Source organism: Gracilibacillus saliphilus (assembly GCF_010994085.1).
GTDB lineage: Bacteria > Bacillota > Bacilli > Bacillales > Amphibacillaceae > Gracilibacillus > Gracilibacillus lacisalsi.
This window is the reverse complement of record NZ_WJEB01000060.1, coordinates 1-6,481: the sequence shown is the minus strand read 5'-3', so window position 1 is coordinate 6,481 and position 6,481 is coordinate 1. Positions and strand designations below refer to the sequence as shown.

Sequence of the window (6,481 nt, the reverse complement as noted above, 5' to 3'; positions counted from 1 at the left end):
CACGAAACAACAAGTGAAAGAACTATCCGCGGAGCAGCTAAGAGCAGTCCAAGAGTTTGCGAACAGACTGAACCGTTTTAATCCTTTTCCGCAGACCATGCAGCCGGCGATGAATGGTGCGGGGAATGTGAGATTAGTAGATGAGCAGATTTATCGGTTTGGGGATAATGTTGGGGATGTTGGACGGAGTGGGGATGGGTTTGGTAGGATTGGTAGTAAAGGTATAGATAACGTTAAGCAGGGAGATAAAAGCTTTCTTGCCCCTGGTGGTGGTTTAGCTACACATGAGGCAAAGGGTGGGCATTTGATTGAAAGACATGTGGGAAAATCTGATGATGAATTATTAGAAAGAATTAAAAATAATCCTAGAATTAATGGTTCTTCCACTTTTAAAGATAGAGCTGTTGCTGAGAAAGTTGCTAGTAAGGTCTTAAGTGATATAGATAACAAAAAAGCAATTGAGTCTTGGCTAAGTAATCCTCAAAGTAAGTCAACTTTAGTTTTGACTTATGAAGGAACTGAAGTCATTGGACGGGGTGTAAAAAGAGGTTCTACAACTATTAAAAATATGACAAATGCTAGAATTGTTTTGAAAAAGGATCGAGATGGAAATTATATTTTAACTGGTTATCCAAATTAATACTGAAGGGTGAGATGTTATATTGTCTTCCAACAAACTAAAAGAACCTGTTTTTCAATTTTTGGCTGGTACTTTTCATCAAGATATTGATTCACCAGAAAAAGCATTAGAGGAATTAATAGCAGAGGAAAGTAAAGAGTATTTGGAATTTGCTATTACCTTTTTAACGGATTTTATTCGAAGTGAGTATACAGATATTGAAAAGAATGAATACATTCAATCTTGTGCAGACGGTGTGTATTTTCCCGCTTTTAGTTTAGAACCAATTCAGTGGCTCTATGAAGTAATTGAACAATTAAAAGAGGCTGTTAAAACAAAATAGAATTATAATGAAGAAAACCTTGATTGGCTAAAAGCCTTTCAAGGTTTTTTCAATGTTTTACTGAGGGGATTTGAGTTGGACAAATAGCAATTGATTAGTTTAAGAATCGAGAGTTCATGATGGTTGTACCATTTTAATCTATTTCCGCAAACGATGCAGCCAGCGATGAATGGGCTGAATGGTGCAGACAATGTGAGATTAGTAGATGAGCAGATTTATCGGTTTGGGGATAATGTTGGGGATGTTGGACGGAGTGGGGATGGGTTTGGTAGGATTGGTGCACAGAAGAATAGTGCAAATGATAGTTTATTTATAGGAACTCTAAAAGGAGAGAAAATTCATTTAAAAGGTGTAAGAGTAGAAGAAACTATTTACACTAAAAGACTTCCTGAAGAAACAGCTAAGCTAAGAAAGGAATTTAACAGATCTATTAAGAAGAACTTCCTTAAAGAATTCGCTAATGATCCTTTAAGAGTTAAGCATCTTAGAAATGCAGGTGTAGGTGAAGATGACATTGCAAGGATGAAAGATGGACTTAACCCTAAAGGATGGTAAGTACATCACAATTTACCATTAGATGATGGCGGTACAAATGATTTCAGTAACTTAATCCTAATAAAAAATGACCCTTATCATAAAACAGTTACCAATGAACAAAACTTTCTAACACGAGGATTAGCTCCAAATGAAAGTAAAACAATAAATTGGCCTTTGTTTAAGGAAGATGTTTACCAACCAAAACCTTAAAAAAGAAGGGAAGAGTAATATGCCCCAGTGGAAAGACTTGTTGATAGAAATAGAAAAGATAGAAGTGAAATACGGTGGTTCACTAAGACATCCAGCATCAGCTACAGAAGTTATAAGAATGAATAGTAATATTCCGGATAAACTAGGAAACATTACTTTACCTGATTCATATATTGAATTTTTAAAGAAAATCAATGGCCTAGACTTTAATGGGCTAGTAATCTACGGTGTTGATAAAGCTTTACTTGATAGGGAAGTTGACCAAGAGATTTATGGTTTTATTGAGACAAATGAACTTTGGTATGAAAATCATTGGCAAAAACAATATATATTTTTCGGAGATTCTGATACAGCATGGTATTGCTATGATGTAAAAGACAGTGTATATGTAGAACTCGATAAGCCCTCTGGAACAGTCATTCAGTCATTTGAAAATTTTGATTCCATGTTAAGTGATGCATTTGAAACAGTTCTTTTGTAATGAGATCTTTTAGTATGTTATTTTTTGCGATTTCAAAAGATTTGTTGAGGGAACTTAGATGTCTGAAACCATAACAAATTTGAAGAACTCTATCCTATCACTGATTAAGAGTAGCAAATATAGGCAGTGAATTAGTTGGACCCAATGATATCGAGACAAAATGTTATTTTAAAAAGATACCTTGATAGGTTAAATGCCTCTCAAGGTATCCTTTTTTTGGGTGAATACCTAGTGCCAATTAATACTATTATTAACCGCATATGATAACCCATGGATTCCTGCATGTGGATTGAAGAAATTATTTCTTTGATAGTTTTTATAAACAAAGATAAATAAAAGTGGGTTATTTCAAGAAATAGAGTTATTTATTTGTTATAATTTAGTATGCGAGATCAACATTGTGAATGGAGTAGCTAATATGCAAAAACTTGTTGATACATTTACACAATTATATGGAGAACAGCAAGTACGATTAATCCAATCACCATTGCGTATTTGTCCACTAGGTGCTCATGTGGATCACCAAGATGGTATTGTCACAGGTATGGCATTGGATGCGTATGTCGAAATGGTTTTTGCTCCTTCAGATGATGGTTACATTCGAGTTAGTAGCATGGATTTCCCAGATGAAGAATATTTTCATATAGATCGAGTTCCGGAGATGTTACCTGGCTTTTGGGGGAATTATATTCGTGGAGCCGTATTGTCGTTACAGCAAGACCGTAAACTTCGATATGGATTCCAAGCAGTGATTAGTGGAAAATTACCGATAGGCGGTCTAAGTTCCTCTGCTGCAGTAACAACTGCCTATTTAATGGCCCTAAGTGAAGCTAATCAACTCGATTACACTAAGAAAGATTTGATTTCTTATAGTCACTGGGTCGAAACGGAATTTATCGGATTAAAAAATGGTATTCTTGATCAGTCAGCGAACATCTTAAGCAAGGATAATCATTTACTTGTGATGGATTGCCAAACAGAAGAACATCAATTAGTAGATAAAGCTAATTCTATGCCGGAATTTGAAGTAGTAGTAGTATACTCAGGTGTGACACAAGCACTAATTAGCACAGACTACAACAACCGAGTAGACGAATGCAAAGTTGCAGGCTGGATTGTAGAAGAATTAGCAGGTCTCAAGCGAACTGCCTTACAAGATGTGAAACTTCGAAATATCTCAGAAGAGCATTATCGCAGGTATCGTGACCAAGTTCCAGGCAAATTCCGTAAGCGGCTTGATCACTTTTTTACCGAACAGGAGCGTGTACGTAGTGGGATTGAAGCATGGGAACAAGGAGATCTTGTCCAGTTTGGTAAACTAATGTTTGAATCTGGAGAGAGCTCGATTTATCAATATGAGTCAGGCTGTCCAGAGTTGGTCACTATTTATCAAGTGTTGAAAGAGACAGAGGGTGTATATGGAGCCCGTTTTAGCGGGGCAGGATATCGAGGTTGTTGTATTGGATTGATTGACCCAGCATACAAAGAACAAATCAAAGCAAACATTGATGCTGTTTATCCAAACCAACATCCAGCATACAAAGACGTATACAAAGTTCATTTTTGTAAAACCAACAATGGAGCTCGTCTTGTAGGTGCAGAGGATATCGGAACTATTTTAAAATAGGATGTTAGCATGGAGGGAAAAAGATGAAATGTATAATCCTAGCAGCTGGCTATGCGACAAGGTTATATCCCTTAACGAAGAATAAAGCGAAACCTTTATTAGAAGTTGCAGGGAAACCGATCTTGAATCATATTACCGAGAAGGTCGAAAAAGTCAATTCCATTGACGAAGTATATATTGTTACCAATGAGAAATTTACGCCAAGTTTTCAAGACTGGGTTGCAAGCTATCAAGGCAATAAGCAGATAATCGTCGTCAATGATCATACGACAACCAATGATAATCGATTAGGAGCGATTGCTGATATCCAGTATGTATTGGATCAGCATGAGATTGACGAGGACATCATGGTACTAGCTGGTGATAATCTCTTTGATTTTGAATTAGTCGATTTTGTTCACTTTTATCAAGAGGTGAATGCAGATAGTATTACGGCTCATGAGTTAGATGACCCTGAGGAAATGAAACGAACTGGTATTGTCGAAGTAAATGCAGAAGGATTGGTTACTTCATTTGAAGAGAAACCACAAGAACCAAAATCAAATTTAGCTGTACCACCTTTTTATTTATATAAGGCAGAGACATTACCTTTGTTTAAGCAATATTTAGCAGAAGGGAATAACCCGGATGCACCGGGGAACTTTATCCCCTGGTTAATTCATCAGAAGCCAGTATATGCCTTTACATTTGAAGGCTTACGATATGATATTGGAACGATAGAAAGTTATCATAAAGTACAAGAATTATTTTAGAGGTGAAAAGAGAAAATGAAAATAACAGTAGCGGGGACAGGCTATGTCGGATTATCGAATGCTGTTTTATTAGCACAGCATAATGAAGTAGTAGCCTTGGACATTATGGAAGAGAAAGTCGATATGATTAACAATAAGAAATCGCCAATTGTTGATGAAGAGATCCAAACCTATTTAGAAACGAAAGATTTGAATTTGTTGGCTACTACAGATGGACATAAAGCATATGAAAATGCGGATTATGTGATTATTTCTACACCAACGAACTATGATCCAGATCGTAATTATTTTGATACAAGCACAGTAGAAAATGTAATTGAGACTGTATTAGACATTAATCCAGATGCTGTCATGGTGATTAAATCAACGATTCCAGTTGGATATACATTGGAAGTGCGTGAGAGATATAATACAGACAATATTATTTTCTCTCCTGAATTTTTACGTGAAGGACAAGCATTATATGATAACTTGTATCCATCACGAATTGTGGTAGGGGAAAGATCAGAACGTGCCAAAGTATTTGCGAATTTGTTAGCTGAGGGTGCTATTAAAGAGGATATTGATATTCTTTTTACGGACTCAACTGAGGCAGAGGCCATTAAGTTATTTGCGAATACGTATTTAGCGATGCGTGTATCCTTTTTCAATGAGTTGGATACTTATGCAGAAATTCGTGGCTTGAATACGAAGCAGATTGTGGAAGGAATAGGGTTTGATCCACGTATTGGTGATCACTATAATAACCCTTCCTTTGGTTATGGTGGTTACTGCTTGCCGAAGGATACCAAACAATTGCTTGCGAACTATCAAGATGTACCAAACAACCTGATGAAAGCTATTGTAGATGCGAACAGTACACGTAAAGATCATGTTGCCGATAGCATTCTGGCGAAGAATCCGGAAGTTGTTGGTATCTATCGTTTAACGATGAAGACTAATTCTGATAACTTCAGACAGTCTGCCATCCAAGGTGTAATGAAGCGGATTAGAGCAAAAGGCGTGGAGCTTGTTATTTATGAACCAGTATTGGAAGAAGCAGAATTTGACGGTTCACGCGTTGTGAAGGATTTTGCTGAGTTTAAAGAGGTTTCCGATGTTATTGTGGCTAATCGATTAACGGATGATTTGAAAGACGTAAGTGAGAAGGTTTATACGCGGGATTTGTTTAGTCGGGATTGATTAGCGAATTTAATTAGAAAATATATTGAGTTAAAAAACTGATGTTAGTTAAGAAAAGATCACAAACCACTCACTTATTGTGAAAGGTGTGATCTTTTTTCAATTGATGGTATGTAATTTGCTTGAATAAATTACTTAGGTTAAAATGAAATAAATCTTGACAGACAAAATAACATTCATATTGAAACAGGAGTGTAGCACTATTGAAATTATTCAATAACTTGCCGAAGTCTATAAAAAAGACTATAAGATATATATATCAAGATGTAAAATCAATAGAGAAATTGGACCAAATTGAAAAAGAGCTTGTTACTCATATAAAAAAAAGAAAAGAACAATTAAAAAAAGATAACTAACCTATTTCGGATATACTGGCGAACCATTTGATTTGGCTCCTTGGTTGTAGCAGATAATACTAGATAGAAGGAGTGAAAAAAAGATTTCCTAACACTTAACCAATTGAATTACGTTATTTATTATTGGTTAGAAAAAAATAACGTAATTACCTATCCATATTTAAAATAAGTACCAAAAAAGCCTCCTCATATCATGTCTTTGGTACTTAAAGTAGCTTTAGTACCATTTTCTTCTATCAAAATTCAATTTGGTACTAAAAACGGTTTTAAGTACCAAATTAGGTGTACCGAAACTTGAAATTGGTACTTATTTGGAAAAAATAATAAAAATGCGCAGGGGAGGAACTGAACTGCACCCTGTCAAGTAGACAGTG

7 protein-coding genes are annotated in these 6,481 nt (G+C 35.8%); all 7 read left to right on the top strand.

Annotated elements, in window-relative coordinates; translation table 11 throughout:
* On the top strand, positions 1-640 hold a 640-nt coding region (locus tag GHT08_RS21720; RefSeq protein ID WP_337747951.1), incomplete at its 5' end, for an RNase A-like domain-containing protein.
* A gap of 19 nt (positions 641-659) precedes the next feature.
* Complete coding sequence (locus tag GHT08_RS21715) at positions 660-962, top strand: contact-dependent growth inhibition system immunity protein (protein WP_163583475.1); 303 nt, start codon at positions 660-662, stop codon at positions 960-962.
* A 123-nt stretch (positions 963-1,085) separates the two neighbouring features.
* Positions 1,086-1,517: a hypothetical protein gene (locus tag GHT08_RS22330; protein ID WP_238343649.1), complete on the top strand. Its 432-nt coding sequence runs from the start codon at positions 1,086-1,088 to the stop codon at positions 1,515-1,517.
* 211 nt (positions 1,518-1,728) lie between these two features.
* The gene (locus GHT08_RS21705; protein WP_163583474.1) at positions 1,729-2,190 is read left to right on the top strand and encodes a YrhA family protein; all 462 of its coding nucleotides are present in this window, start codon (positions 1,729-1,731) and stop codon (positions 2,188-2,190) included.
* 418 nt (positions 2,191-2,608) lie between these two features.
* Positions 2,609-3,817 carry a GHMP family kinase ATP-binding protein gene (locus GHT08_RS21700; protein ID WP_163583473.1) on the top strand — a complete coding sequence of 403 codons (1,209 nt, stop codon included), beginning with the start codon at positions 2,609-2,611 and terminating at the stop codon, positions 3,815-3,817.
* 23 nt (positions 3,818-3,840) lie between these two features.
* Positions 3,841-4,569: a nucleotidyltransferase family protein gene (locus GHT08_RS21695; RefSeq protein WP_163583472.1), complete on the top strand. Its 729-nt coding sequence runs from the start codon at positions 3,841-3,843 to the stop codon at positions 4,567-4,569.
* 15 nt (positions 4,570-4,584) lie between these two features.
* The gene (locus tag GHT08_RS21690; protein ID WP_163583471.1) at positions 4,585-5,751 is read left to right on the top strand and encodes a nucleotide sugar dehydrogenase; all 1,167 of its coding nucleotides are present in this window, start codon (positions 4,585-4,587) and stop codon (positions 5,749-5,751) included.
* Positions 5,752-6,481: the final 730 nt, after the last annotated feature.

What these genes read in the sequence shown, in the direction of transcription:
- GHT08_RS21705 (WP_163583474.1), top strand. Translation starts at nt 1,729, where the DNA reads ATGCCCCAGTGGAAAGACTTGTTGATAGAAATAGAAAAGATAGAAGTG.
- GHT08_RS21700 (WP_163583473.1), top strand. Translation starts at nt 2,609, where the DNA reads ATGCAAAAACTTGTTGATACATTTACACAATTATATGGAGAACAGCAA.
- GHT08_RS21695 (WP_163583472.1), top strand. Translation starts at nt 3,841, where the DNA reads ATGAAATGTATAATCCTAGCAGCTGGCTATGCGACAAGGTTATATCCC.
- GHT08_RS21690 (WP_163583471.1), top strand. Translation starts at nt 4,585, where the DNA reads ATGAAAATAACAGTAGCGGGGACAGGCTATGTCGGATTATCGAATGCT.